General features: G+C 55.2%; 20 protein-coding genes and 1 pseudogene. 10 read left to right on the top strand and 11 right to left on the bottom strand.

The window, feature by feature from the left end:
* Positions 1-118 precede the first annotated feature (118 nt).
* Positions 119-1024 (bottom strand): LysR family transcriptional regulator, encoded by a 906-nt coding sequence (locus M2396_RS05930; RefSeq protein ID WP_259073759.1) that lies wholly within the window; start codon positions 1022-1024, stop codon positions 119-121.
* Between the two features lie 113 nt (positions 1025-1137).
* On the opposite strand from M2396_RS05930, the gene M2396_RS05925 reads away from it, so the two are divergent.
* On the top strand, positions 1138-2310 hold the full coding sequence (locus tag M2396_RS05925) for an alpha-hydroxy acid oxidase (protein WP_259073757.1): 1173 nt from the start codon (positions 1138-1140) through the stop codon (positions 2308-2310).
* Between the two features lie 196 nt (positions 2311-2506).
* Here the strand turns inward: M2396_RS05925 and M2396_RS05920 are convergent, their stop codons facing one another.
* The 3 genes from M2396_RS05920 to M2396_RS05910 form a co-directional block, all read right to left on the bottom strand.
* Complete coding sequence (locus tag M2396_RS05920; RefSeq protein WP_259073756.1) at positions 2507-3811, bottom strand: cation:dicarboxylate symporter family transporter; 1305 nt, start codon at positions 3809-3811, stop codon at positions 2507-2509.
* Positions 3812-3897: 86 nt separating this feature from the next.
* Positions 3898-5106, bottom strand: coding sequence for a pyridoxal phosphate-dependent aminotransferase (locus M2396_RS05915; RefSeq protein WP_259073754.1), 1209 nt, complete (start codon positions 5104-5106; stop codon positions 3898-3900).
* Between the two features lie 10 nt (positions 5107-5116).
* A complete protein-coding gene (locus M2396_RS05910) occupies positions 5117-5779 on the bottom strand; it encodes an RraA family protein (protein WP_259073752.1) in 663 nt (220 codons plus the stop codon).
* Positions 5780-5993: 214 nt separating this feature from the next.
* Between M2396_RS05910 and M2396_RS05905 the strand changes: the two genes are divergently transcribed.
* On the top strand, positions 5994-6902 hold the full coding sequence (locus M2396_RS05905; RefSeq protein ID WP_259073750.1) for a LysR family transcriptional regulator: 909 nt from the start codon (positions 5994-5996) through the stop codon (positions 6900-6902).
* A 720-nt stretch (positions 6903-7622) separates the two neighbouring features.
* Here the strand turns inward: M2396_RS05905 and M2396_RS05900 are convergent.
* Positions 7623-8564 (bottom strand): tyrosine-type recombinase/integrase, encoded by a 942-nt coding sequence (locus M2396_RS05900; protein ID WP_259073747.1) that lies wholly within the window; start codon positions 8562-8564, stop codon positions 7623-7625.
* Between the two features lie 206 nt (positions 8565-8770).
* Between M2396_RS05900 and M2396_RS05895 the strand changes: the two genes are divergently transcribed.
* Positions 8771-9760: a DNA-binding protein gene (locus M2396_RS05895; protein WP_259073736.1), complete on the top strand. Its 990-nt coding sequence runs from the start codon at positions 8771-8773 to the stop codon at positions 9758-9760.
* 224 nt (positions 9761-9984) lie between these two features.
* Here the strand turns inward: M2396_RS05895 and M2396_RS05890 are convergent, their stop codons facing one another.
* The 4 genes from M2396_RS05890 to M2396_RS05875 form a co-directional block, all read right to left on the bottom strand.
* A complete protein-coding gene (locus tag M2396_RS05890; protein ID WP_259074227.1) occupies positions 9985-12171 on the bottom strand; it encodes a DEAD/DEAH box helicase in 2187 nt (728 codons plus the stop codon).
* Between the two features lie 43 nt (positions 12172-12214).
* Positions 12215-13510 carry an ATP-binding protein gene (locus M2396_RS05885; RefSeq protein WP_259073733.1) on the bottom strand — a complete coding sequence of 432 codons (1296 nt, stop codon included), beginning with the start codon at positions 13508-13510 and terminating at the stop codon, positions 12215-12217.
* Positions 13507-15927 (bottom strand): TerB N-terminal domain-containing protein, encoded by a 2421-nt coding sequence (locus M2396_RS05880; protein WP_259073731.1) that lies wholly within the window; start codon positions 15925-15927, stop codon positions 13507-13509. The genes M2396_RS05885 and M2396_RS05880 overlap by 4 nt, the downstream gene beginning before the upstream one ends.
* 334 nt (positions 15928-16261) lie before the next feature.
* Positions 16262-16414 (bottom strand): hypothetical protein, encoded by a 153-nt coding sequence (locus tag M2396_RS05875; RefSeq protein ID WP_259073730.1) that lies wholly within the window; start codon positions 16412-16414, stop codon positions 16262-16264.
* A 232-nt stretch (positions 16415-16646) separates the two neighbouring features.
* Here M2396_RS05875 and M2396_RS05870 point away from each other — a divergent pair.
* Positions 16647-16964: pseudogene (locus tag M2396_RS05870) on the top strand (methyl-accepting chemotaxis protein); the annotation flags it as partial.
* Between the two features lie 196 nt (positions 16965-17160).
* Positions 17161-17526 (top strand): histone-like nucleoid-structuring protein, MvaT/MvaU family, encoded by a 366-nt coding sequence (locus M2396_RS05865; RefSeq protein WP_259073727.1) that lies wholly within the window; start codon positions 17161-17163, stop codon positions 17524-17526.
* Positions 17527-17699: 173 nt separating this feature from the next.
* On the opposite strand, the gene M2396_RS05860 is transcribed toward M2396_RS05865, so the two are convergent.
* Positions 17700-18872: an MFS transporter gene (locus M2396_RS05860; RefSeq protein ID WP_259073724.1), complete on the bottom strand. Its 1173-nt coding sequence runs from the start codon at positions 18870-18872 to the stop codon at positions 17700-17702.
* 179 nt (positions 18873-19051) lie between these two features.
* Complete coding sequence (locus M2396_RS05855; RefSeq protein WP_027620514.1) at positions 19052-19978, bottom strand: alpha/beta hydrolase; 927 nt, start codon at positions 19976-19978, stop codon at positions 19052-19054.
* Between the two features lie 121 nt (positions 19979-20099).
* On the opposite strand from M2396_RS05855, the gene M2396_RS05850 reads away from it, so the two are divergent.
* The 5 genes from M2396_RS05850 to M2396_RS05830 all read left to right on the top strand — a co-directional run bounded on the left by M2396_RS05850 (position 20100) and on the right by M2396_RS05830 (position 25817).
* Positions 20100-21038: a LysR family transcriptional regulator gene (locus tag M2396_RS05850; protein WP_098466014.1), complete on the top strand. Its 939-nt coding sequence runs from the start codon at positions 20100-20102 to the stop codon at positions 21036-21038.
* A gap of 654 nt (positions 21039-21692) precedes the next feature.
* On the top strand, positions 21693-22463 hold the full coding sequence (locus M2396_RS05845) for an SDR family NAD(P)-dependent oxidoreductase (RefSeq protein ID WP_259073717.1): 771 nt from the start codon (positions 21693-21695) through the stop codon (positions 22461-22463).
* Complete coding sequence (locus tag M2396_RS05840) at positions 22385-23629, top strand: glycerol dehydrogenase (RefSeq protein WP_259073715.1); 1245 nt, start codon at positions 22385-22387, stop codon at positions 23627-23629. The genes M2396_RS05845 and M2396_RS05840 overlap by 79 nt, the downstream gene beginning before the upstream one ends.
* A 47-nt stretch (positions 23630-23676) precedes the next feature.
* Positions 23677-24639, top strand: a complete 963-nt coding sequence (locus M2396_RS05835; RefSeq protein ID WP_259073713.1) for a cyclase family protein — start codon at positions 23677-23679, stop codon at positions 24637-24639.
* Positions 24640-24800: 161 nt separating this feature from the next.
* Entirely contained in the window at positions 24801-25817 is a 1017-nt protein-coding gene (locus tag M2396_RS05830) for a substrate-binding domain-containing protein (RefSeq protein ID WP_259073711.1), read from the top strand.
* Positions 25818-25821: the final 4 nt, after the last annotated feature.

Raw genomic sequence — 25821 nt, 5'->3', positions numbered from 1 at the left:
GATTGTTTTTGTTAACTGGATTCTGGTTGCTACGGCTGCGTGGGAAAAAGCGATTTTTTTGAATGTGATTTGTTCAAAAAAAGGAAACTATCACTACGTGGTTTAGACGGGAGTGATCTCAGAGAAGCGTGACTGGAGCGTGGAAGTCGATGCATTCGCTGGCAATGAGTCGGCACTGCTCGATCAGCGCTCGGTTGTCGTCTCGCCTCCACTGGAAGGTGTATTGCAGGGGGCGGAGTGCTGGGAATCTGGGCAGTTCAACTAGCAGACCACGTAAGACCAGCGACTGTGCCCAAGCTTTCGGAAGGAAACCTACACCGAGGCCCTGAACGATCAGTCCGGCAATCGCGCCCCAATTTTCACAAGGAAGCAAACGTCCTGGGCTGACGTTTTGATCGGCTAGCCAGTCGTCAAGAATCCGGACTGTACCTGCCGTAGCAGGCAAACTGATGAGTACGGTTTCGACCAGGTTTTCAGGTTGCAGTTTGCTGAGGTCGGCTGAGGCTGGCAGATCGGGACGACTTACCCAGACAAACTCCGCCTGCCCGATAATCTGGGACGAGATACTTGTTCTCGTAGAGGGGCCAGCGATAAGCGCGAAATCCAAATCGCCATCGGCCAAACGCTCTTCAATTGCCTGCCCAACCCCTACGCTTGGCTCGACCAGCAACAGGGGGTGTGCCTGCTGAAGTTTATCCACCATGCGCGGCAGCCATGTAAGTCCTGTGAGTTCTCCCGCACCAAATCGGCAGCGCCCCTCAAGGGCGGAGTTGCTTTTGGCTAAGGCTAGGAAACGCCCCGCGTGAGATGTCAGATCCCGTGCATGGGGTACCAGCTGTTGGCCAGCTGCGGTGAGCGATGCGGCTCGTCCGGTTCGATTGAACAGCTCGGCACCGAGAGAGACCTCAAGCTCGGAAATTCGCTTCGATAAGGAGGATACGGAGATGTTCAGTCTGCTGGCCGCAACGGCGAAGCTTGCACAGGTCGCTGCCCAGTAAAACGCTTCCAGTTGCTTGAGCGTCATGAAATGTCTCTTCGAAAAAAGCGAATTTTGGGTTCTTATTTTATTCGCTTTAGGATGTTTATCCACTTCCTTATCGTGTTGAGACTACGTCCCACACAAGAAGAGACCGAACCATGCATCGCGTATTGCGCCACTGCCTTTCACTGCACGACTTCGAGAGGATCGCCCGCCGAAAGCTCCCAAGACCGTTATATGCCTACGTGTCCGGTGCGGTAGAGGACGAGGCGTCAGTCACCGATAACCGCGCTTGTTTCCAAGATTACAGTTTTTTGCCCAGCGCTTTGGTCAATGTTTCGAAGGTAAACACTGGCGTAAATCTGGATGGCCTATCGTTCGCGGCGCCTGTTGGCATTGCACCGATGGGGATCGCTGCGATCACGAGCTACAGGGGTGATGTGACGATGGCCCGCGCCGCTGCGGCAGCGAATGTACCCTGCATCATGAGCGGCTCGTCGCTGATTCGCCTTGAGGAAGTCATGGAGGCTGCCCCTGGGACATGGTTCCAGGCGTATCTGCCAGGTGACGAATTACAGATCAATGCGCTGATCGATAGAGTGGCTGCTGCTCAGGTCGAAACGCTGGTATTGACGGTCGATACCCCGGTCGCCGCCAATCGTGAAAACAACGTCCGGGCCGGCTTCTCCACACCATTGAAGCCGAGCGTAAGGCTCGCGTTAGAGGGGGTCACTCATCCCGAATGGTTATGCCGTACCTTCCTGAAGACGCTAATGAAACACGGGATGCCGCACTTCGAGAATAACTATGCGACCCGTGGCGCTCCCATCGTTGCGAAAAACGTTTTGCGGGATTTCTCTGATAGGGGGCATCTGAGCTGGGATCATGTGCGAGCGGTTCGAAACCGGTGGAAAGGGCGCCTGATCATCAAAGGCATTCTGAATCCAGCCGATGCTGTCAAAGCCATCGCGGTCGGTGCTGAAGGGATCATCGTTTCCAACCATGGCGGAAGACAGCTGGATGGCAGCGTCGCTCCCCTCAGGATCTTGCCGCATATCATCGACGCGATCCCCGATAGCTTAGTCATGCTCGATAGTGGAATCAGACGCGGCACCGATGTCATGAAGGCAATGGCGTTAGGAGCCAAAGCTGTATTCATTGGCCGTCCATTCAACTACGCGGCGACTGTCGCGGGTGAAGACGGAGTTGCTCATGCAATCAAGCTTATCTCTGACGAACTGAAACGTGACATGGGTTTGCTTGGAGTGACTGAGGTCACAGCGCTATCCCTTTCGCACCTTTTTCACCAGGTACACGCACGCCGGAACTGATTCCGCCAGAAAGGGTTTGTATGGGCCTGCCCCATGACAACGCTCACAATAAAAAGGGCCGCTACATCTCTGTAGCGGCCCTCGACACTGAGCTCCGTCAGAACAGTGCCGTCCCTGTCAGTGGTTCAATGGATCAAACACTCTGATCAGTTCGAAACCACAGCGTGGTGTGATTCCGCAGGACTCGGTCTAAGTTTTACTTATTCGGTAAGGCCTCTGCCTGATGGCCAATGGCGATTTCCTGAGCGCTAAAATTTTCCTCGGAACCCCCGCGCTGGCTTTCCCATTTGGCAATAACCAAAGGGGCGAGCGCGTTGCCAAGTACGTTCAGTGTTGTGGTACCCATGTCCATAATGCGATAGATGCCCGCGATGAATGCGATCCCTTCAAGTGGCAGGCCCGCACTCGCCAAGGTGGCTGACAGGATGACAAACATGAAACCAGGAACGCCGGCAGCCCCCTTGGAGGTAAGCACCATGGTCACAACCAGAAGTGCTTGCTGAGTCAGATCCAGCTCAATGCCGTACAACTGGGCTACGAAGAGCGTACCGATGCCCAGGAAGAGGGAGGCGCCATCCAAGTTGAAGGAATAACCGACAGGGACGACAAAGCTGATCAGCTGCCGAGGCGCACCGAACTTCTCAAGCTTGTCCATCAGCTGCGGCATCACCGCAGCAGAACTGGCAGTAGAGAAGGCGAGTACTAGCTCGTCCTTGATGTGTTTGATCAGAGCGATCAGGTTGATGCCTGCGAGCTTTGCAATCGTCCCCAGCACGAACACTGCGAAGAGAACGTAGGCGAGATAGGTCACGACGATCAGCTTCGCCAGAGGAAGCAGTGAAGAGAAGCCGAAGTTGGCGACTGTCACGGCAATCATCCCGAAGACGCCGATAGGCGAATAGGCCATGACCATCGAGGTCACCCGGAACATGGCGTCACTGACACCCCGGAAGACATCCAGCACCGGTTTCTTGCGCTCCTGCGGCAGGCTCGACAAGCCCAAACCAAACATCACAGCAAAGAACAAGATAGGAAGGAGGTTTCCGGTCGCCATCGCATTCACAATATTGTCCGGCACGATCCCGAGAAGCAGGCCAGCTACGCCATGGCTGCTGGAACCAGAGTTCGGAAGGTTGACGCTCACTGCCTTCAGGCTATGAAGGTCTGTGCCCGCCCCCGGTTGCAAGACATTACCGATAACCAGTCCGAAAATGATCGCAGTCGTGGTCACGCAGAAAAAATAGAGCAGTGTCTTGGCGCCCATTCTTCCTAGGGCCTTACTATCGCCGTGGCCAGCGACACCGACCACCATGCAGCAGAAGACTATTGGAACGACGATCATCTTCATCAGCTTGATGAAGAGATCACCAGCGGGTTGTAGGATGTTATCGACCAACCATGGCCGGGCGTCCGGATAATGGTTCAGGATGGCACCTACGATGATACCAGCGATGAGACCGATGAGAATTTGAGCGACGAGTGGAATTCTTGGCTTATGCATGTCCGTCTCACAGATTAAGCGGCAGGATCTTTTTGTTGGTGACCCGAGCGCCTCCCTGCACTCGTAATTGTAGTTATGGGTAACGCTTAGGACAGGGACTCGCAGGCTTTGCGCAGGCGTGCGCAGCCTTCCCGTATAACCTGGTCTCCGCTGGCAAAGGACAAACGGACATAAGGACTGATGCCGTAGGCCTCACCGAGAACAGTGGCAACGCCGGCCTCTTCGAGCCAGAAGTGCACCACGTCCGCGTCGGTCGAGAGCAGCGATCCATTTGGAGTCTTCTTGCCAATCAGTCCCTCAACGTTCACAAAGACGTAAAAGGCACCGTCGGGAGAGGTATGCGAAAGGCCTGGCACTTCACCGAGCAGTCCGGTCATCAAGTCGCGCCGTGCTTCATAGAGGCTGGCCATTGCTTTGACCGGGGTCTGATTACCTGCAAAGGCGGCAACTGCTGCAGCTTGGCTGATCGAGCTCGGGCAGGTCGTGCTTTGCGAAAGCAATTTGCCAATGGCAGCGATCAACCACTTCGGGCCGGCGCCAAAGCCCAGCCGCCATCCGGTCATGGCATAACCTTTCGACGCACCATTGATGATCAGAATACGATCTTTGAGATCAGGGGCTGCAGTGACGAACGAAATGTGGCTTTTGCCGCCGTAGACAAAGTGCTCGTAGATCTCGTCCGACATCATCAGGACGTGCGGGTGATCGCGGAGTACTTGAGCGATGGCTTTGAGCTCATCCAGGGTGTAGACCGCACCGCTGGGATTGTTCGGGCTGTTGAGAATGAGCCATTTCGTTTTCGGTGTAATCGCCTGAGCGAGCTCCGCTGCGGTCAGCTTGAAGCCGTTTTCCTCATGACCCTCGATCACCACCGGAGTACCACCGCTGAGTTTGGTGATGTCCGGATAGGACACCCAGTACGGGGTATGGACGATGACCTCGTCACCTGGATTCAAGGTGGCCGCCAAGGCTTCAAAGATGATCTGCTTACCACCTGTGCCGGCGACGACTTCATCGACGGAGTAATCCAGGCCGTTGTCCCGCGACAGCTTGGTCACGATGGCTTCGCGAAGAGCGGGAGTGCCCAGAGTACTGGTGTAATGGGTATCGCCACCGGTCATCGCCTTCGAGGCAGCGTCCAGGATATGCGCGGGGGTGTCCAGATCAGGTTCACCCACAGTGAAATTCACGATGTCTCGGCCTTCAGCCCGCAGCTTTGCTACCAAAGCATTCGCAGCAATACTAGGGGAAGGGGCGATGCTGAGGACGCGCTTGGACAGGTAAGTGGTAGTCATGATCGTCATTTCAAAGGAGGCCGGCTTTGGACAGGGCGTTGTTAATCCAGGATTGATCGGTTGACCCGTTTGCAATCTCGGCTTTGACACGTTCTTCCAAGGTCTCGTGATTGCGCGCCATGACCAGCAAGTCTTTAGCGATGGCCTGAGGGAAGGCCACGAGTCCATCCTCATCCCCCACCACGATATCGCCGGGGTTGATGACCATACCGCCGATGCTCACGGGAACATTGATTTCGCCAGGCCCCGTCTTATACGGGCCGCAATGGACTACGGCGCGGGCGTAACAGGGGGTGGCACTGAAGCTCGCGACATCACGAATGGCACCATCCACCACGAATCCGGCGCAACCGTGCTGCAGGGCATAGAGCTTGATCAGTTCGCCGATGACAGCATTCGTGGTGTCACCCTGCGCATCAACGACTAGGACATCGCCTGGACGCAACATGGTCAGTGCCTTGTAGATGTAAAGGTTGTCGCCAGGGCGGGTTTTTACAGTCAGAGCGGTGCCGACCATCTTTCCGGTCTGGTTGTAACGAGTCAGTCCCCGCGCGCCGATATGCCGACCCATGTTGTCGCTGATGTGAGGTGTGACGACCGTGCGAAACGCGTCGATCAGATGGGTAGCCGCAGGGGCAGGAGATGGATTGATTCGAGTGCCGGGAAAAGACATGGGGTCTCCGTAAAGCTCATTTTTTGTTCGGAGCTTGATCTTAGGTCGCCTCGCCACCAATTTTTAGCGATATTTTTCTATGCTCTAACATCTCCTTTTGGAATGTATTGTGCGTGATGTATCGTGTAGCAGCTCGGCTTGAGAGATGATTTCTCACATGGGCGAGGTGGCGTTCGGATCAACACTCTCACTTGGATACTGGTGGAATAAGCCAATGATTACCTTCAAGCAGTTGGAAGCTCTCTATTGGATTGTAGAGATGCGGGGGTTCGAACCCGCTGCCTCCAAGTTGAACATGACCCAGTCAGCAATATCCAAACGGGTACAAGAACTTGAAGTCGCGCTTGATATTGAGATCTTTGACAGGGTGAAACGAAATGCGCGCCTTACCGAAAAGGGCGCTGAGCTTTACCAGTATGCTGCCGACATGCTCAGTCAACGCGATTTGATGCTTGAACGGGTGAGTTCCAAGCACGTTCTAGTTCGACGATTTCGCATTGGCGTTACAGAACTCACTGCGTTGACCTGGTTACCTAGCTTGATTGAAAGTATTCGCGATGCTTACCCGTTAGTTACCATTGAACCCTCGGTGGAACTGAGTACGGAACTGTTCAAAAAACTGGAGGCAGATCAGCTCGATCTCATCATCGTGCCGGATATATTCGATGATGCCAGGTTCCTGTCCACGCCATTGAAAGCTGTCGAAAACGCTTGGATGTGTTCCCCGATTTTGTATTCCAGCACAGAGCCTATGGAACTCCAGGATCTTGAGCAATTCACTGTTCTGACTCAGGGCGGTAGTTCGGGAACTGGTCTGATCTACGATAGGTGGTTTACGCAACATGATGTCAGATTCAATCGAACGATTATCAGTAACTACCTGGTAGCCCAGGTTGGCCTGACGCTGTCTGGTCTTGGGATCAGCTACCTGCCCAAACGATGCATGTCATTCCTGATCGATCAGGGGCAGCTGTCTGTTATCAACACAAAGACAGCTTTACCGCTGGTTAGATACTCCGCCGTGCATCGGGCTGACCGGGTGTTGGGGCTAACCGTGGAGGTTTCAAAGCTGGCAGTAAAAACCTGCAATTTCGATCAGATGCTTCTGCACAAGCTTCCCTGAGGAGGTTTGAGGCAAGGGCTGTCGTTTCAAGATGCGCCACTTGCCCTCTGGACGGGCACCGCAGGCACCCTCTTTCTGGATGAGACATACAACGCGAGCATTGTGCCAGTGGCAAGCGCAGCGATAAGTGTCGCCAGGGTGATAATTCCTATCTCCAGCCCGTAAAAGTCAATCAAATGCCGGTTAACACTGGAATCGCGCCTGCAGGTACGTATCCGCCCATGTTGAATATGGCGTTTGCTTCGGCCACAGCACGCAGCAATGCTCGCGACGGAAAGGCAGCATGCACTGTCAGCGATTTACCCGGATGACTACTTCGCGCTCGCAATGGAGAAGACTGACATCCTGGTCTGTCATGAGGCCCCTAGCTGTCATCCCTGCGGTTACTCAGAGCTCGATGAGCTCGCCCAGGCAACAGGCGCAAAAATGGTCGATCATGGACACCATCATGACTGCCTAGATTACAGGTCAGATTGGCCCAGGCTGGAATGCAAGGCTTACGGCGTGGCGTTCAGATCCATCATGGGCGTTGATGGATCGGTAATCAGCTGAGGATTGATGTCGGCGCTGGGGCCACACGTGCAAATGAAACTGAGGGTTGTCGTGTTTCCCGCTGGGGCTCCAGCTCTCATTTTTCTTCAGATCGAGGAGACTGGTGGAATCTAGGTTGCGCGGGGCGATGGGCAAACCTGATCTAGCCTAATCGAGAGCTGAACTGGCTCAACCCTCGGGCTTCCTGATGAGCCCACCAAACTGCTGAGCCGGCTCCACATAGCGGAGGGCTGATTTCATGTCGCTCCAGCCCACATACTCCATGAGGGTTTTGATATCCCAGCCCGAACTTGCGGCCCATGTAGCAAATCCGCGGCGAATCGAGTGAGTACTGTAGATCTGGGAGGGCAGGCCACAGCGTTCAAGTATGTCACGAAGGAGAGGGATCAGACTGTGGGCTGCAAGTGGTCTCTCACTGATATTACCCCACCGGTCAATGCCTCTGAATACACCGCCGCGGGTTAGACCGGCAGCTTCTATCCAATTCAAGTACGCCTCAACTGGGCAAAGCTTGCTCAACGAAGGCGTCTTGTATTCTCGCCCGATGTTCTGTCTATCTCCTTTGCTAGACCCCAGGTAAAACTTGATCCCAACGTAGCGCTCGGCATGGGTGTTCTCGATCGTGAGCCTGGCAAGTTCGTCCCCGCGGAAGCCCCTCCAGAACCCGATTGTGAGGAGGGCGATGTCGCGACTCGCCTTCAGGAGGGCGGCCATGTTGCCGGCGGTTCTTGCCTGAGCAGCCTCATCCTCCAGGTGGGCGACTGCCTTCTCAAGGTGCAACAACGCTAGCGGGGCGGCTTGCTTTTGCTGGGCGGGGTGAAGCGCCCTAATGCCTTTCAGCAGCTGCCGCACCTTCGGTGCCTTGGTGGGATCTGGGAAGCCGTTGCTCTGATGCCAGTTTGCGAGCGCAGCTAGGCGCTGCTTTAGGGTGCTGAGCGCCAGCTGGTCAGCGTACTCAGCGATGTACCGCACCACTGACTCAGTGGTAGTAGGCAGATAGCCGCCCCAGGTCACCTCAAAGTGGGATAGGGCAGCCGTATAGCTCTTCGAAGTGCTCTCTCGAACGCTCGCCTCTAGGTACCTATCTGCCTTGCCGGCGCCCTCAACCATGCGATTCCCCCGTTTTGAGCCTCCGGTGGCTGCTCTTCGCCATTTGTACCGGTTTCTTGGGCATTTTACCCCTGACCGGACGACTGACAAGCCATAAACCTCGATTATATCTTGCCAGTTGTCGGCAAATTTACACCAAGCTTTTGCATTTTCGTATCATGTAATAGCATGACATGTAGCATGACACGAAATCGTCTGGAGGGTGTATGGCGCGAGGCGGCGTTAACCTAGCGGTAGTGCAAAAGGCGCGGAACAGCCTGCTGATGCGTGGTGTGTATCCCAGCATTGATGCAGTCCGGGTGGAGATTGGAAATACGGGCTCAAAGACCACGATCGCTCGGTATCTAAAACAACTCGAATCACCAGGATCAGAAGCGAACACTCGTGAACGCATGAGCGGCGCGTTGCGCGGGGTCGTCGAAAGCTTGTTGGATCAAGTCCAGGAGGAGGGTAGCCAAGCTTTTCTTGAGGTACGAGCAGAGTTCGAGCACGAGCGTAAGCTATTGGTCTCACGGGCCGAGGCACTTGAGAGCGAACTCGATAAACTCAAGCTCCGTTTCAGAGCGCAAGGAGATGTCTTGGCGGCTCAAACTGAAGAACTCAAAACCACTCAGTCCACACTGCAGACTGAGATCACGCGCAACGCCAGGCTCAGCCAGAGCAACAGTGATCTCGAAGTCCGGATTCAAGAGAAGGATGGGCAGATCCAGTCCCTGGAGCAAAAGCATATGCATGCCCGGGAAGCGCTCGAACACTACCGGGCTTCGATCAAGGAACAGCGAGACCAAGATCTGAACCGCCACGAGTCCCAAGTCTATCAATTGCAGCAGGAGCTGACCGTCCTTCAGCAGACGCTCATGGTCAAGCAGGAGGATATCTCCCGATTAATCCGGGATAACGAGCGCTTCATTGCCGAAAATCGCCAGCATGCCAGGGAAGCCTCGCAACATCGTGAGGCTGTCGAAATCCTGCGGGGTGAGCTGAGCATTGCCAATGCTACTACTGCACGTGCGGAAGGAGCCAAGGAACTGCTCGCTCAACAGTTGGTAGCCAAGGCTGAAGAGGCTGGTGAGTTTCAGTCGCAATTCGCAGCCGCGAAGCTAAGGGAGGTGGATCTGGCGCACAAACTAACCACCGCAGAGGCTGAGCTCATGGCTTTGCGCGTATCGAGTGAGGCGGATGGCTCGCAAGCGTAATCCAGAGAGCCTTGAACCCATTAGCACATCGCGGAGTACATTTGTACTCCTGCCAGAATTCTCAGCTCGCGATTCGAGCCAGGTAGTCCCCATGCGAACCAGCGCCTGCCATACCCTCTAACTTCAGGCCTACCAGTATCAGAGCCGAAGCCAGCTCGCTCAAAGCCCATGCAGCCACCTACACATAAGCGGCCGAAATCATGGGCGTGGAGAAGAGCGAACTCCTATTCGTTGCCAACCTGCGACTCCAGTGTAAGGAGTCGAGCTGTGGTGACCGCGGCTTGGAGATCAAGATGGCTTGAGGCGAACGACTTCATGAGGAGCGGGCGGGGAAGGGCCCAATCCCATTTCTCTCGGATCATGTTTTCGACATTTTCCAAGATCGGCTCTACGTTCGAGATGTCCATTTGAGCGACCACGCGCAACGCTCGCAATGTGTCCTCCGCGCCGAATGCAACTTCCAGGAAAAGCCCGGTGTTTTCACACTGAATGCCCACATGCCTGAGCAACAAGGCCAGCGCATCGTTGGTGTAATCCCCTCGCCAGGTTGCCACATGGCTTACGCTGGCAGAGCCAATAATCGCCGCGCCACCCAACCCGAGAGCGCGGAAGTTACTCCGAGCCTCGTCTAGGAGCGCTTGAGCGTGTTTGTCCAGGAAGGGGCAGGATGTGGTTTCCATCAACACGTTTCGCATTTCAAGCCTGACACGATCATCCACCTGGGCACCAAGCCCATCAAACTGAGGGGGCTCGCCGCCCCGCGCCGGTGTGACCACGATCACCTTTGCTTCGAGGTCGACATCCTGAACCTGCCAACGCCTTCCGCCGAAGATGATGCGCTGTCCCTTGGTCAGGGGTTTGCTGACGGGCAGCGAGCCAAGTGGCTTCCCATCCCGGAGCAAACGAAACTCTTCATCGCTTGTGAAGGCGGTGTAGAACTCATAGTGGTTGATCAACCGCTCCCCGAGTTCGCCTGGTAGCAGAAGTCCTGAGCTGTCCTGGACGATCAATTCCTTCTCACCCATACCCTTGAGCAAAGCCAGGAAATCAGGCTGGGTGACGCTCGCAAAACTGCCGCTTGCGATGAGATTTCCCCATAATTGCGCCGCAGAAGCACCGCCGAGCTGAGCAATTGAGGATAGGCACTGTTGCACCAGCGTCGAGGCGTGTAGGCCTCCCGATCGAGGCGGCTCAAACCATCCACTGATCAGCAATCTGATCATGGCGACCGTTTGGACAAGGCCTTCACGTAACTGATCGGAGAGATCCGACTTATCTGTTATAGGGCGCTCCCGGCAGTACGTCCTGAGCATCGCAGGCTCACCGGCGCGGCGACCCGAGCGGCCAAGCCTTTGCCTTAGACTTGCCACAGAGGGTGGACAGCCGATCTGTGCGACCGTCCTAATGCTACCGATGTCTATACCCAGTTCCAGGGTGGTAGTGCATACGGCAGAAGCTGGAGGATCTCCCGCTTTCAACGCCCGCTCGGCATCCTGGCGTAGCTCCTTGGACAAGCTACCGTGATGCGGCCAGAACTCGTTCGGAACACCATCGTTCTCGCACAGTGAGCGCAGACGGTCGGCAAACCATTCAACCTCTTGGCGCCTGTTGGGGAAGATCAGGTTGTTATGCCCCCTCAGCACCTTGTACAGGTGACCTGCGATAGCCACTTTGGTACCTGAGGTGTCTTCCTTCTCTGCGCCTTCATCTGTTGACGCATTCCCCGGGTGTTCCACCATCAGCTGCTGCATGGGCTGCTCAATGTAGCCACGCACCTGTACCTGGAGCTCTTGGCCAGAGGACTTTGACTCAATAACCGTGATGCCATCCGGGCACGCTGGCCTCAGGAACTTGCGGGCCAGCGACATCTCCCCAAGCGTCGCCGAAAGCCCTACTCGGGGCAGCGTTCTACCCACGACGATTTCAACCCGTTGCATTAGTGATTGCAGCTGCTTTCCACGCTCACTTCCGATGAAGGCATGAAGCTCATCGACGACGATGTAGCGAAGGTTCTGAAAAGCCCCTGGTAAGCCTGAGCCTCTGTTTACGAACAGGGCTTCTAGGGACTCCGGAGTGATCAGCAAGATGCCCTCAGGCGATTTCAAAAACCGTTGTTTCTTGCTTGCTGCCACATCGCCATGCCAAGCAACGACGGGCAGTTCGAGCCTCTCACATAACCGGCTAAGCCTGTCCCACTGGTCGTTGATCAGCGCCTTGAGCGGGCTGACATACAGCACCGCGCCGGCTGGCTCACTGTTGTTCAGCAGGTTGGTCAGGATCGGCAGGAATGCGGCCTCTGTTTTACCTGCGGCGGTGGACGCTGCAATGATCACATCGCGATCGGCGCCCACCAATGCCGGTACCGCCCACTCCTGCGCATCACGCAGAGACGTCCACCCCTGTGACCAGATCCATTGCTGAACCTCCGGGTGTAAACGCTCGAACGAAGAAGAGTCAGAGCTTGAAGCTGGCGAGCTCATCGTCGGCCTCAACTTCAAGATCTTGCTGCCCGGCCTCATCCTTGGTCAGCTCCACGGCGCCCAGCAAAGTTCGCCAATCCGCGGTAGGGTTTTGCTCGATCACCGCGAGCAAGTTGATGAAAGCCGTAATGGTCGTGCGCGGCGTCCGGAAATATGCCTCGCCCAAGCGCTGATTGCAGTGCGCCATGAAAGCGGGGACGGCTTCATCTGGCAGCAAAAACTTCTCAGGCTCACCGTAGGCGTAGACATTGCGCAGCTTCTGCAGAAGCACGTAGAAGTCTTCAGGTGTCAGGCTGCTGAGTCGAATGACAGGCCCAGAAAGGTCGACTAGGCCAGACTTAGCAAAGCTGTTTTCAGCGAGGCGCGATTGCAGGGCAGGGTAGCTGTAGAGCCCCCGACGAGTGTCCATCAGAAACTCTGGTGTGCCGCCCAATACAAAACCCAGGCCTTCAGCGGAACCCTGCAACGAATCGTTGAGGATGCGCAGAATCTGTTCGTAATTGGCGTTACGGGCCTGGGTGTTTGCCAGTTTGTACAGGTTGACCAGTTCATCCAGGCAGACCATCAAGCCGCCGAATCCAGCTAGGCGTACGAATCGTGACAGCAATTTCAGCTGGTCGTAGACAGAAGCATCATCGACGATCGTCCGCACGCCCAGCGCAGCGCGGGCGTCAGTCTTGGTGGAGAATTCCCCGCGTAGCCAACGAATGGCGTCAGCCTTGAGCTGCTCGTTACCTTCCTCGAAGCCGCGGCAGTAGGCGGCAATGACGTCGGCAAAATCATACCCATTGACCATCTCGGTGAGCTCTGCCAGGTACTCACGAATGACCGCCTCACTCTCGACACCTTTGGTCTTGGCTTCCGTTTTAGCTTGGGAGATGAACTTCTCAACGATACCCTGCAGAGCGCCGCCTTCTGGCTTGGTGCGGGTGGCCATGTTTTTGGCCAGCTCCGAGTAAAGTGAGCGCGCTTGGCCACCTGAAGCGTGAAGCCGGCGGTCTGGATTCAAATCGGCGTGCATGGTGACAAGCTTGCGCTCCATGGCGATGCCGCGTACTAGGTTCAGGAAGAAGGTTTTGCCCGCGCCGTACTCGCCAACGACGACGCGAAAAGCCGAGCCGCCATCCGCGAGACGATCCACATCTTTGAGCAGCGAATCGAGTTCACCCGCTCGACCTACCTGGATGAGATGCTGCCCAACACAGGGCACTACGCCCGCACGCAGCGATTGAATGACCGCGTCGCGATCCTTGGCTCGTATCTTACTCATAGGGCTAGCTCATCCAGAATGTCGGGGTTGATTTCGATGGGATCATCACCTTCGGTCACGGGCATGTCGAACAGCTCGAACGCTGTCTCGTTGATCCACTCCAAGGCGCCATCCAGCATCAGTTCCATATCACTGGCTGCGTCTTCCAGCTCGGCACGACTCCACTCAGCCCGTGACACCAGAAACCGAAGGAACGCTGAATGCTCGACGTCCAGGCCATGTACGGTAGCAAGCTGTTCGGCGGTACTTTCTTCCTGCCGTTGGGGCGCCTCGGGCTCCAAGGCGCTAGGCGTCTCAGTCAGCGATTCTTCATTGAAGACGCTGGCCAGGAGCGCCGACACTTCTGCCGTTTCTTGTTGCAAGCGAGCGACCTTGTCCATGTCCAGTGCAAAGCCAGAGCCAGTGCTTTCTGATGTCTGTGTCGCAGTGGCCAGCGCGGCATTCGCAGTCAGTGCCTCCACTCCATGGGAGGGACGAACAGCTGCACTGTGGAGGTCGCTGTAGACGAACTGCGGATCGAGGGCGAGCGACTTGTATACGCGCTCAAGGAGCTTAACTTCCTGTGGCGTCACCTCGCCATCCGCTTGTGCCAGGTGGGCCAGGAAGCTGGCAATTTTCCGCTTGGCCTCGATCGTCAGTGGCTCAAGCTTCTTCTTGAGGCTTGCCAGTGTCGGCGGTTGCTTCAGTTGAATCTGGAGGTGCGCCTTCAAGCGTTTTCGATGCGCGACGCAGAGGTGATCCCATGAGTCAATGTGGCCGGACAGCAGACCCACCTCTTCTAGCGAGGTGTCACCGTCTACCGCAGCCACTGCACTGGCCAGGTCTAAAGTCACTGCTGCAGCGCTGTAAGCATCGGTCGACCGAAGAGTGCCTTCATCAGAGTCCGCTGCGAACAGTGCAATGGTGTCTTCTGCCTTGGGCGTACGGCTGCCAGAAAGCACATCGGGCTCTAATCCGATCCGCTTGCTTTCCAAGGCCCGGGCGAGTGCCACGACCTTGTCGCGGGAAAGCGCGCCGGCGGATTTGAAACGGCCTGCCAGCTCAGCGAAACTCATGCAGATAGTTTCGCCGCCGACGCGTTGTTCCAACTGTTCGAGTTCGGCTTTTGCTTCAGCAGGCCAGAGTTCTGTTGGCAACTGCAGGATGGCTTCCAGACTATCTCCAGCGTCTGGGTTGCGCCCCAGATATCGACTGTAAGCGTCTAGAACGGTGGTGCACTCTTCCACTATAACCTGCAGCTTGTTACGCGTTCCTGAGGTTGCCGCGACATCGGGGAGGTCGCCCACGGCTGCTGCCGGGATGTTCAATCCGGAAGAAGCAGGGCGATAGGCAATCTTCAGCTTGGTCTTGTTCTGAGGCAGCACAAGGCCATTGGGATACCGTTTTGCGAATTCGTTTTTGAAGAGTGCTGCGAATTGCTCAGGGCAACGGGTCACAGGTGTGCGCCTGGAAATGTTTGGCTCAGCGAGCGCCCAGGCTAATGCCCAGTGCGGGGGGAGTGGATACTTGTCCACGGCCATCTGGCCCAGCGCGACGCGCAGCGACATGGGCAGCTCGTACCCATCTGCGGCACTGGCGGTGGGTTCACTCATATAGCTTTGAGGTTGAACAGAACCCGCGTCGATATGGGCGAGAAAGCGGGTAGCGTAGCCGCGGAAAGAATGGTTGTCCCCGTAGAGACCAAGCAAGCGTTCGACCTCGGCCTTGATGGCAGGGATCTCTGCCTTAGCCTGAGGATCGCTCGGTGCATCGATCAGCGCGCGGCGTTCAAGCCCGTAAAAAAACAGGAACACGTATCCCGCATCCGCAGGCTGGCGGCGACCTCCCGCCAACCATTGCAGATACGCTCGCCGCGCCTCAGGCGTGATGCTTCGGTAACTTGGCCAATAGGGCATCTGGCGCTCGGTAAGGCTCATGGGTGAGCGTGCGACTCGAAGCGTTGCATCAATCAGGGACGGTTCAGTCTGACCGAACTGGGTTGCCCGCTCGGTGATGTAGAGCATTCCACCCGGTATAGCCAATCCGGCCACGGTGATGGACTCACCTTCTGCAAGCCAGCGAACCGCCATGGGCTTTGCACTAGGCTTTGGAATGGCGTAGCTCTGACTATCGCTGTACGAACCGACTTGGACAGTATGGAAGTCTCGCTCGCGGGTACTGGTGCCGAACTGGACGGTGAGACTGGGGGAGGTTGCCTGTCGAGATTCAGCGGCGATCTCCGCAACAATGTCATCTTCAGGCGCGTAAGGTTTTGCCTGGGTGGCGCGTCTGACGGCCCATCCCAACGCACTTACGCCCAAGATAACTCCAAGGGCGATCCACGCTTGCTTTGGAACTTGCGCCAAAAGGGCAACAACGAATAACAAGGCGTACAGAGCGATCGGCCCGCCGCCGCTCCCTTTGCGCTTCCGTGGCATATGAGTATTCCGTACAGTTGGTAATGGCCAGATGACATTCTTACGGATTTCACGAGGCGGGCCAAGAGGAATAGACGAAGGGAGCGCTGGGAGCAAAATTACTTAAACGGATCCCCAACAGAGCCATCTGCTTACAAGGCTCTGTCAGGGCTGTGTTGCGGGAGGTGAAGGGATCGTGGCGCTGCTCTCCATACGCCTAATTCTCAGTGAGACCATAATCTTGGTAGCGTCTCGCGATGGGTGATCAAAACCAAGAGCACATATGTACTCCTTCGCACCTCAGGCGCCTCAACTGGTCGATTGAGGCGGCTTTCGACGACGTCTCTTCTGCACTTCAAATAGCGTCTTCCAATGCAGCGATTAGCGCCTCCAAAGCCTCAGCCAGGCGGGCGTCTTCACGGGCATCTCCGCTGTCAGGAACAAACTCTTGGCAGTGTCGTAACAGAGCGTCGCGGTCGTTACGGTTCAGATCAAGCTGAATGTGCATGTTTGAAAATCCCTAGATGGTTGAACTGCAACCCGCCCCCTGGCGCTCGAGCACGCTTTGGTCGAATATTGCGCGCCGATTGGAAGCGAGGAGGACAGGGCATTGAAGGTTGAGCAGGAAGCGCAGGTGTGGTTGTGCGCCGCTGAGCACTATCGTGATTCTGTCATGGCGATAGTGGGTGATGCAGTCGCCAGCTACCGCCGTAAACCGGGCCTGGACAGTTTGACTCGCATCTACAGGCGACGCCGTCGAGCAAATGAAAGCGGGCAAACTGCGCGCGCAGGAATGCATCGAATCCGCTGATCAGGCGTCGACTAGCCTGGATGCAATCAATGAAGGCGTCGAGCAAATCGTAGGAATGAACACCCAGATAGCCAGCGCGGCGGTTCAGCAGCACGCCGTCTCGGAGGATATCAATCGCAATGTGACCGAGATTCGTAACGGTAGCGTTGCGCTGATGGAAGGCATAGAGGACAACGCTGTGACTGCGGAGGAGCTCACGCTGCTGGCACGGGAGTTGCGTACTGTCGTTACTCGTTTCAAGCTATAGCCGGCACAGTTAAAGGGGGGGAATCCTATTTATAGAGCTCCCCAGTCTTTGCTTACGCGCTTACCGATAGCGCGTTGATCCATTTAAAAACGAAGAAAACCCAAGCATTTTACTGAATCGAATACTTGAGTCTTCTCATTCATTCAAGTGTCTGTTCTGTTGTAACGTGACAATACTAATTGCTCAGGAAACTCCCATGTCCAAACTCGCAGAATTTCGCCAGCTTGAAAAACATCTCGCCGAACAGCTTCAAGCGCTTGAGGCCCTGAAGGGCGACGCTGGTCTTAAGAAAGAAATTGAATTCGAAACGAAGCTGCGCGATTTGCTCGCAAAATACGGCTACAGCCTGAAAGACGTGATCAATCTGCTTGATCCACAAGCAGGTCGTCGCGCTCCAGCCGTCGAGTCCAAAGTGGGCAGTCGCAAGCCTCGCCAGTTGAAGGTTTATAAAAACCCTCACACAGGCGAAGTCGTCGAAACTAAAGGCGGCAACCATAAGACGTTGAAAGATTGGAAAGCGAAGCACGGCGCCGCGACAGTTGAGTCTTGGCTGACCAAGTGACTTTAGTTTGAGTGCAAAAGGGCCCCTGGGGCCCTTTTTATTTGTGCGTTACCAGAGCGTTAGTTCCAGCAGTCAGCCCGCTGAACCCGTGAAGCTTGTGTATCGACGCGCCATGTCCCGCATTGGCCGGCGCTTCCTTAAAGCTCAGGCACTTTCAAGCATCCGTTTATGGCTCAGCCACTATGCTGTTGGTGGCTGCGTTCGATTTTCCATCGGGTACACAGCGCCAGAGCAATGAAGCATGCGCCAGCCCAGCCTATGCTGCTAACGCCCACGCGATCTACCAGCAACCCAGTGATGACTGCACCAATGCCGATGCCTAGATTTATCATTGATACGTTTATGGCGTTGATCAACTGACCAGCGTTCCCAGCCCTTTTTAGCACGTCTATTCCGATAAGCAGGCTGACACCGGCGTGGCTGCTGGCAACGATGATGACGGCGAGTGGGACAGCCCATGTGAGATTGCCAAACACTGACAGGGCGCACATGCCCACGGCCATGGTCACCAAGACCCGTCTGAACAGTGGCTCAAGATCATCTTTCACGCGTTTGGATAGGATCAAATTGCTCGCAATGTCTGCGACTCCGTAGAGACATAGGATCAGTGTGACGTTCATCTCACCGAAGCCGGCCTCCTTTTCCAGGAAGGTAGCCAAGAAGTTGAATACCGAAGCAACGCCAGCAAACATTAAGCATGAACTGACCAAGGTCATTGAAACGTCTGTCTTGAAGACTACACGTAGGGTGTCGCGCAGGTTTTCTTTCTGCCGCGATTCTTCAGTAGGTCTCACCCAAATCCACACGGTTAGCAAAGCCACACAGCTCAGCGCCGTCATCATCCACATCGCCATCCGCCAATTGGTAGCGTCTGCGATGAGCTTGCCGACCGGGACGCCTACGACCGATGCGATCGAGATTCCTACCAAGACTCTACCAATCGCCATGCTTTCATTGCGGCCTTGCGACAGTGACTTCGCGGCCAAAGCGGCGTTTGTCCAGAAAACAGCAACACCGATTCCTCCTAGTACGCGACCAATGAGGATGATGTAGTAGTCGCTAAAGACTGCGGAAATCCCATTCCCGAGAACAAGTGCCACGCACGCGGCGATGAGAAGGGATCGTTTCGAGGCCCGGTGTGCTAGAACACCAATGATTGGCGCGCTGATGCCCATGCCTAAAGCAAAAGCTGTCACCAGCCCACTCGCCGCCCCAATAGTGATGGCCAGCGATGTTGCAATTTCAGGTAGTAAACCTGCGACGATAAATTCAGAAGAGAGCATTACAAATGCAGTGAAGGTCAGCGCATAGACCCTTGGGTTGATCGTGCTGCGGTCTGGTGTCATCGGAAAAACCATCTTCTGAGTTCAGTGGACACGGCCTGCCAAGAAGGGGCGTTTGGTGAAATTTATGGGGTTGGGCAGGGCGCTTGCTCAGGCTCTCTGAATAGCCTGATGAAGCTTTTACAGCAACAGGAATGAGTAAAACCGCGACAGCCACAAAGCTATCGCGGTTGTCCTGCGTTTTAGCGGTTAGCGTCGGCCAAGCCAGCCTCGATGAACCGAACGGAACTCTCCATAGCCTGCTGACCTTCTGGCAGCATGGTGGCGTAGAAGTGCCAGGCGTGGAACATCGCAGGCCATACTTCCAGGTTCACGCGAACTCGGTTATCAGCCAGGTGAGTTGCAAGGCGCATTGCATCACTCAACATCAGCTCGTTCTCGCCGATCTGCACCAAGATTGGTGGAAGACCGGTGACGTCCGCGAACACAGGTGAGGCCAGAGGATGATTGGCCAATGTGTCGCCTAGGAATGCTCTGGCGAGGATATCCAAGACAGGCTTGGAGTTCAGAGGATCCAGACCTTCACGGTTGCTCATGGAAGCACCGGTGTGTTCAAGGTTCGCCCATGGCGAGATGGACGAACCAACTGCAGGCAGTGGAAGCCCTTTGGATTTCGCAGCCACCATAACGCTGACAACCATCGCGCCGCCAGCCGACTCGCCAGAGAACGCAATTTTGTTAGCCGGGATTTTCTGCTCAAGCAGCCACTCGTAGGCGCGCAATGTGTCGTCAATAGAGGCTGGGAACTTGTGCTCAGGAGCGAGGCGGTAGTCCGGCATGTACACACGAGCACCGAGCATTTTTGCGTAGTTGCCGCCGATACCATGGTAGCCGTCTGGACGTCCTACAATGTAGGCGCCGCCGTGGATATACATCACGACCGCGTCGGTTTTGATCTCGTCCGGAGTAACCAGTGTGCCGGGTACGCCACCCATGTCGACTGCTTCGAATTTAACGCCAGCTGGCGCTGGATTTTGCGCGAGCATTTTTGCGTAAGAGTCGCGGATGTCGCTCATTTTTGTGGTGGTATCGATTCCCTTAAGAACGGGTACCAGATCGCTAAGGCTATTGGCCCAGGTTTGGACGGCTGCTTGGACTTTAGTGTTCATAATGACCTCAATTGATCGCTGGGAGTGGATTGGCTAATTGAGATACTATGCTTAGTATTGGGGAATAGGGTTCCCCATAACAGGTGCTAAGCCGCCCGAACGTTGAGACCTCCGAGGCCGTATGGAACTCCATAACCTGAATGATATTGCCGCGTTTGTGAGCTCGGTAAACGCTGGAAGCTTCACTGCGGCGGCAAAACAGCTTGGCCTTACGCGCTCTGCAGTAGGGAAGTCGATAGTCAGGCTCGAGGCTCGTTTACAGGTGCGTTTACTGAATCGCACTACGCGCAGTTTAAGCATGACGGATGACGGCCAGGTTCTGTATGAGCGCTGCGTGGGCGTTCTTCAGGATCTGGACGACGTGGAGGATGCCCTTGCGTTTCGTCGTTCGACACCCAGTGGGCGACTGCGGATGAGTCTGCCGGTTGCGCTGGGCAGACTTCATGTCCTTCAGCACATTGAGTGCTGCCTTAAGGATTGGCCCTCGCTGAGCGTGGATATCACCTTTTCTGACAGGCTGGTCGATCTGATCGATGAGGGATTTGATTTGGCCATGCGCATCGGGCCACCGAAGGAAGATTCTCGGTTGTTAACGCGCACTGTGGCCTACCAACAAATGATTACCTGCGCTTCCCCCAAATATTTGGATCAGCATGCCGAGCCTAAAACGCCGGAGGACTTATCCGAGCACCAGTGCCTGCATTTCGTGAGTGGTGGGAGATTGCTTCCTTGGAATTTTCGCGTGAATGGTAGCTCTGTGTCCGTTACTCATGGTGGAAGGCTACAGATGGACAGTGCTGAGTCATTACACCAGTCAGCAGTAGCTGGCTTGGGTATCGCGACTCTTCCTTCCTACGTGGTGAACGACGATTTGAGGAGCGGCAAACTTGTTCAATTGCTCGCTGGCTATGCAGAGGCCGCAGAGCCTATTCGGGTGATCTACCCTAGCAAGCGGCACCTATCTCCAAAAATTCGACTCTTCATCGATAAGCTCGTGGAGGCTTGGTCACCATGCCCACCATGGGAGCAGCATTCTGCGGAAGGCATTCACTCTGCCTGACCCGTGAGCGAGGCGCGCTCGTCTAGTCGATACCTAGCATATGCATCGCGTATTCATCTCACTTGAGCATCGACTCCCAGGCGTGGGCACTGCGCCCGTGTTCCGTGCATCTGCCGAAGGAGCCAGTGCCTCAGAGGCTTAGTGCGCCGGTGTTTTTCACATCCTCAATATGATTGGCGCAGATGCACATGACTGCGTTTCGTAGGAGCTACTGGCGCTCCTTGCGGGGAAGTGACCGTGCAGACAGCTTGACAGCGGTCAAATATCCGAATAAAAATGAAGCGCTTCATAAATATCTCTTTAGAGAATAAATACAAAAAATAGAGTCGTGAAAAGATCATTTGTTTTGTTGGCTTAGGGCCGCAGGCTATGAGAATGAATCGATTCATATTTGCCGTTTTCCTAGGCAAGTCTGGAGATCATAATGGTCACTGCATCATTAGCCTTCGCTCGGTCAACGACGCAGGCTGCCCTCGCCACTCTCTTACCTAAAGTCACAGACCGCTCCGGCACGGGGGCACTGGCTTCGCCACGTAAATCTCCTAAAACCACCCGCCTACATGAGTCCGAAATTTTCAGTCAGCCAGCGCGGCATCGGACGCGTTTGAGCATCACCGCCTCTTGTTTCTGTTTTTTCAGCGCGGGGAATTTGGCATGACGAATTTTCGACATTCAGGACGCACAGTTCTCATTACCGGGGCAGGAGGGGGCATCGGTGCCTCAATTGCCCGGCTGTACTGCGAGGAGGGCGCGCGGGTTGCCTTGGTAGATTTCGACGAGCAGTCAGTTGCCGAGCTTTCCCGGCAACTCAGTGCTGCCGGACATTTGGTGGCTTGGGCTAAAGCTGACGTATCAGATTTCGCTCAATGCAGTCGAGCCTGTCTTGAGCTTAGTGAGCAGCTCGGCCCGATCGACACCTTGATCAACAATGCAGGCGTGTCACCCAAACATCAGGGCGCACCCGCACCGATTTGGGAAATGGATCCTCTGGAATGGGAAAGGGTCGTCGGCATCAACCTCACGGGCTCGTTCAACCTGGTTAGGGCAACCGCGCCGGGAATGGTTGAGCGCGGCTTTGGAAGAATCGTCAACATGTCTTCCGTCGCCGGCAGCGCCTATTTGCCTATTGTCGCGGCGCATTACAGCGCTACTAAAGCCGCGATTATCGGTTTTACCCGTCATCTGGCAGGCGAGCTCGGGCCCTATGGCATTACTGCAAACGCACTGGCTCCGGGACGCATCGAAACGCCGCTTCTTAAAACCGTTTCTGCGCAGGCGAACCAGGCAGTCGTTGATGAGACTCCGTTGGGCCGTCTTGGAACGCCACTTGAGGTAGCTAAAGCAGCATGCTTTTTGACTTCAAACGACAGCGACTTCATCACGGGCCAAGTTTTGGATGTGGCGGGTGGCTGGTTGATGCGCTGATCCATCCGGCTCGTATTCAGCGTAACGATTTATCTCACAGTTTTTCAGCAGCGGGTGATGGCATGGTTCGAACAATGGGTTTTCCTGGCCGATACGAGCAAGGGCCAGGCGCACTAAAGCAGCTTGGCAGAATTCTTTCCGATATGGGGCAAACGCGCCCTTTGGTTTTGTGCGACGAGTTCGTCTCGAAGCATCTGTGGCCTGAGGTAGGGAACGCATTGTCAGAGCATGGCTTCGAGGCGAACAGTATCGTTTTTCCTGGTGAATGCACTAAAGCTGCAATTGCGTCTCTCTGTGAGCGATCAGCAGATTACAGGCCAGACACCATCATCGCTTTGGGCGGCGGTAAGACAATTGACACGGCTAAAGGGATGGCTGCTCAGCTTAACGTCCCCATTGTCGTATGCCCGACCATTGCTTCCAGCGACGCCCCAACCAGCCGTTTGATTGTCCTTTACGACGAGGCGCACAAGGTCGTTGGCGTCGAGTACCTGAACATGAACCCCTCCGCAGTCGTCGTGGACACCGAAGTGATTGTCCGTGCGCCTGCAAGGTTTTTCGCCGCAGGCATCGGCGACGCCATCAGTAAAAAGTTTGAGGCGCAACAATGTCAGTCTGCCGGAGGCAATAACTCATTTGGTACTCCAGCGTTGAACACTGCATTGCTGCTAACAGAGGCAGTGTTTAAGACGCTTATGACCTACGGGTATAGCGCTTACCAAGCAGTAGGCCGGCACGAGGTTAATGATGATGTCGAGCGGGTTGTTGAAGGAACCGTGCTTATCAGTGGCGTTGGGTTCGAGAGTGGCGGCTTGTCGCTAGCTCATGCGCTTGTGCGAGGTCTTACGGCAATTCCTGCGATTACTTCCATGCTGCATGGTGAGCTTGTCGCATTCGGGACGCTGGTGCAGATGTCCGTCGAAGAGCGCCCAGACTCAGAGATCCTAGAGGTCGCTCAGCTTCTGAATGATGTGAATCTTCCCGTCACCCTCGACGGCCTTGGCCAGACCTCTGCGTTTACGTCTGAGGAATTGGACATTGTCGTCCAGGCAACACTGGGTGCGGTGTACGCTAAAAATATGGCGCCAGCCCTTACAGCTGAACGACTCATCCGAGGACTAGCTCGTGCCGACGAGCTGGGACAACGATTTGAACGTTTCAACTAACCGCTAAATGCAGCACAGCTAATCCAAGAATAAAAGAGGCTCAGAAAATGACAGACAAGATCGTTCCGCACATTCATGACTTGCTCAAAGACTCCCCTAAAAACTGGGGTAAGTGGGGCCCGGATGATGAGGTAGGCTCACTCAACTACCTTACAGGTATCGAAGTGCTCCAAGGGGTCAAAGAGGTCAAACAAGGCAAGACATTTACTTTGCAGGTGCGGATGGCAGATCCTGCTGGTGACCCGGTCTGGCCTGGCCGCTCCCAGTCAAAACGCATGAATATCATGGATCGTGGTCACTACAACTGTGGCAAAGGCCCGCATTTTCCGGGCTCTTACGAGTTCGCCGACGACGTGATGTTTTTTCATCTTCAAGGGTCAACTCAGTACGACGCACTTGGGCATGTCTGGTACGACGATCAGATTTGGAATGGCTACAGCGCTGATACCACTATCGGTTCCCTGGCCAAGGCGAGCGTTGCTCCATTGGGTGAAAAAGGCATTGTTGGCCGAGGCATTCTGATCGACATAGCGCGCCATCGTGGTAAAGACGTGCTGGATGCAGGTGAAACGTTCAATCATGAGGATTTAATGGGTGCGGCCCGGGCTCAAGGCGTCTCTATCAACAAGCGCGACATTCTCATCATCCGCACTGGATGGATTGGCTCGTTTTATAAACGCGCCCCGGAAGAGTTCTACAAAGACTTTATCGAGCCAGGCCTGACCTACAGCCCTGAGCTGGTGAAGTGGTTTCAGGAGATGGAAATTCCGAACATTGTCACTGACACCATTGCTAACGAAGTTACCGTCGATCCCGTGTCAGGGGTTGCGTTGCCGTTGCACAACGCACTCATGAGGAACTTGGGCATCACTCTCACTGAGATCGCTCAGCTTGATCCTCTCGCTGAGGACTGCGCTGAGGACGGTCAGTGGACGTTCCTCTACACCGCAGCCCCTCTAAAGGTCGTTGGCGGAACCGGAGCTCCTGTGAATCCGATCGTCATTAAATAAGTGTCTTTGCCTGGGGGCAGCAGAAACGCTGTTCTCAGGTTTTTCCCTCCAATTAACGGCTCCCGAACGGCAGGCTGTTGGCTTATCATCCTCTGCGCAAATCGAGGGCGTTCTTCTGATCGTCCTGTCTCCGCGCTACGATCAAGGATGCTGAATCTCCAATGAAAAAAATCGAGAAACCGAAGCTCAAGGATGTGGCTGAATTGGCGGGCGTCTCGATGGGGAGTGCTTCAAGAGCATTGGCTGTCCCGCACTTAGTGAAACCTGCAACGCTGGCCAAAGTACAAGCAGCCGTTCAAGAGCTCGGGTACGTGCGAGACGGGGCCGCGCGTGCTTTGGCATCCAGGCGCACGCACAGCATCGGAGCCGTTTTTCCTACGTTTAACAACCCTGCGTTCGCTGAAGCTGTCCAGGCCCTCCAGTTAAGGCTAACGGAGCTTGGGTATCACCTGATCATTTCTTCCCATGAATACGACCAGGCGCAAGAACTGATAAACGTAAGGAACATGATTGAGCGGGGCGTCGAAGGCCTACTGTTGGTGGGTACTGAACATAGTCCTGAAATTTATGAAGCACTAACTGCCGCCCAATGCCCATTCATTCTGATGTGGTCGCTAGATGGTGCTCACGACCATCACTGCGTGGGGTTCAGCAATGAGGAGGGTGGTCGATTGATAGCCAAGCACTTGCTTAGCCTTGGTCACCAAAGTATCGCCATGATCAGTGGAGTTGTTTCTAACAACGAACGAGCAAAATACCGTCTGAAAGGAATCACCGCTCAGCTACTCGAGTCAGGGATAGAGCTTTCAAGTGAACGGATTATTGAGCAGCCATTCACGATTGAGGGAGGGCGCGCCGGGCTGCGGATTGCTATGGAGCTTAACCCCAAGCCTACAGCCATTGTCTGCAGCACTGACCTCACCTGTATCGGAGCGTTGGCGGAAGCGCGCTCCAATGGGATCGACGTCCCCACAGAACTATCAGTCAGCGGGTTCGATGATATCGAGTTCGCGGCTGCCTACGTGCCAGCCCTAACGACCGTCAGGGTGCCGACTTCGAAAATTGGTATCAGCAGCGCCAACAACATCGTTGCGTTGATCGAGGGGCGTCCACTTGCACGCCGCGAGCGCATACAAATCGAACTCGTCGTCCGAGATAGTACGGCGCCACGGCCCTAGAGCG

The sequence above is a fragment of the Pseudomonas sp. BIGb0278 genome (assembly GCF_024809895.1).
GTDB lineage: Bacteria > Pseudomonadota > Gammaproteobacteria > Pseudomonadales > Pseudomonadaceae > Aquipseudomonas > Aquipseudomonas shirazensis.
The sequence above is the reverse complement of the archived record's forward strand: the minus strand, read 5'-3'. Positions and strand labels throughout refer to the sequence as shown.